Annotated in this window: 2 protein-coding genes; one reads left to right on the top strand and one right to left on the bottom strand. The window is 71.6% G+C overall.

Annotated features, from left to right (window positions below; all coding sequences use genetic code 11):
* Nucleotides 1-329 precede the first annotated feature (329 nt).
* The gene (locus FV228_RS27895; protein WP_147857465.1) at nt 330-1043 is read left to right on the top strand and encodes an alpha/beta fold hydrolase; all 714 of its coding nucleotides are present in this window, start codon (nt 330-332) and stop codon (nt 1041-1043) included.
* Here FV228_RS27895 and FV228_RS27890 read toward each other — a convergent pair.
* On the bottom strand, nt 1010-2046 hold a 1037-nt coding region (locus tag FV228_RS27890; protein ID WP_147857464.1), incomplete at its 5' end, for an RluA family pseudouridine synthase. The two genes, FV228_RS27895 and FV228_RS27890, sit on opposite strands and share 34 nt — an antisense overlap.

Raw genomic sequence — 2046 nt, 5'->3', positions numbered from 1 at the left:
ACGGGGACGGGTTCGCCGGGGCGGTCGGCTTGGCCGTGTCGCCCGGCGCGGCGTAGGCGGCCGGCCCGACGAGGCAGAGGGCAGCGAGGCAGGCCAGCGTCGCGAGCTTCATGCGTCAGGGTCTCGAACCGCGGGAAATCGGCCCCGCGGTGGAACGGCGGGTCGCGGATCAGCATATGAGGCGAGTCGGCCAATTGCCAAGGCGTGCCGGCCCGTAGACTTTCAGGACCCGGTCCACGCCGCACCGGGGAGGCGCGCGCCGCATCTCGAAAGGGGGTGCCGCTCGGATACCGATGTTGCGCCGGGCCACCGAGGATCACGACCGCGCCATGCCCCTCGTTCTGCTTCCCGGCTTCATGACCGATCCGGACCTGTGGGCCGACATGGCCCCGAGCCTCGCGCCGTTCGGGCCGATCCTGCACGGCGACCTGGGCCGGGACGACACCATCGCGGCGATGGCGCGGCGGGTCGCCGAGGAGGCGCCGGAGCGCTTCGCCCTCATCGGCTTCTCGATGGGCGGCTACGTGGCGCGGGAGATAGCCCGCCTCGCACCGGAGCGAATCGAGGCGCTCGTGTTGATCGCCACGTCGGCGCGGGCGGACACGCCCGCCCAGGCGCGCCGGAATGACGCGGCCGTCGCGAACGTTCGCCGCCAGGGTTTCGCCGGGCTCAGCCGGTCCGCGATCCTCGGATCGGTGCATCCCGACCGGGTCGGCGACCAAGGTCTCGTCGCCCGCATCCGCAGCATGGGCGACCGCCTCGGCGGCGACGTGTTCCTGCGCCAAGCCGGACAGGCGCGTGCAAGCGACCGGGACAGGCTCGGCGCGATCACGTGCCCGACCCTGGTGGTGGCGGCCGCCCAGGACGCCCTGCGAAGCCTCGACGAGTCGCGGGAACTGCGAGACGGCATCCCCGGCGCCGCCCTGATAGTGATCGACGGCTCCGGCCACATGCTTCCGATGGAGGCCCCCGAGGCGCTGGCAGAGGCCATCGTACCGTGGCTGCGCGATCAGCTCTCCGGCGCCTCGACGATCGGATCGTAGCGGGATGCGTCGAAGCCCAGCAGGTTCCAGCTCTGGGCCATGTGCTGCGGCAGCGGCGCGCTGACATCCACGGGCCGGCCGGTGCGCGGATGCGGAATCACGATCCGCCGGGCGAGCAGGTGGAGCCGGTTCTGGATCCCGCCCGGAAGCTCCCAGTTCTCCACGGAAAAGTATTTCGGATCGCCGACGATGGGGTGCCCGATATGGGCCGCGTGAGCACGCAGCTGATGGGTCCGCCCGGTCACGGGCTTGAACGACAGCCACGACAGCTTCTGGGCAGCCTGATCGACCATCGCGTAATAGGTCAGGGCGTGACTGGCGCCCTCGTCGCCGTGCTTGGCCACCCGCATGCGCGCATCGGCGTCGGTCGGCTCGTCCTTGGCGAGATAGGTCGAGACCCGACCCTGGCGCACCCGCGGCACGCCCGCAGTGAGCGCCCAGTAGATCTTGCGCGCGGCCCGCGAGCGGAAGCTTTTTGCCAGCGTCGCGGCCGCCAGCCTCGTCTTGGCGACAATCAGGCAGCCGGCCGTATCCTTGTCGAGCCGGTGGACGAGGCGCGGCTTCTGGCCGTCCGGGCCGGTCAGCGCGGCGAGCAGCCCGTCGACGTGGCGGACGGTGCCCGACCCGCCCTGGACCGCAAGACCGAAGGGCTTGTTGAGCACCATCATGTCGGCATCCTCGTAGAGGATCAGCGAGCGGATGAACTCGGCGTCGTCCTGCTCCCGCGCGGCGCTGCGCGGGCGCTCGGTCGGCTGATCGAGACGCAGCGGCGGCACGCGCACGCTCATGCCGGGCTCCAGCCGGTCGTTCGGTTTGGCGCGCTTGCCGTCGACCCGCAGCTCGCCCTTGCGGACGATGCTCTGCACCCGGGTGAAGGGCAGGAGCGGGAAGCGCGCGGTGAGGAATCGGTCGATGCGCATGCCGGCCTCGTCCGCCTCGACCGTCAGGGTCTGCACCCCGGAGGCGAGGGTCGCGGAGGCAGCGGCGCGCTGCTCGCGCCTTG

This window comes from Methylobacterium sp. WL18 (genome assembly GCF_008040015.1).
Classification (GTDB): domain Bacteria; phylum Pseudomonadota; class Alphaproteobacteria; order Rhizobiales; family Beijerinckiaceae; genus Methylobacterium; species Methylobacterium mesophilicum.
Note: the sequence above shows the minus strand (reverse complement) of the source record. Positions and strands in the feature narration are given on the sequence as shown.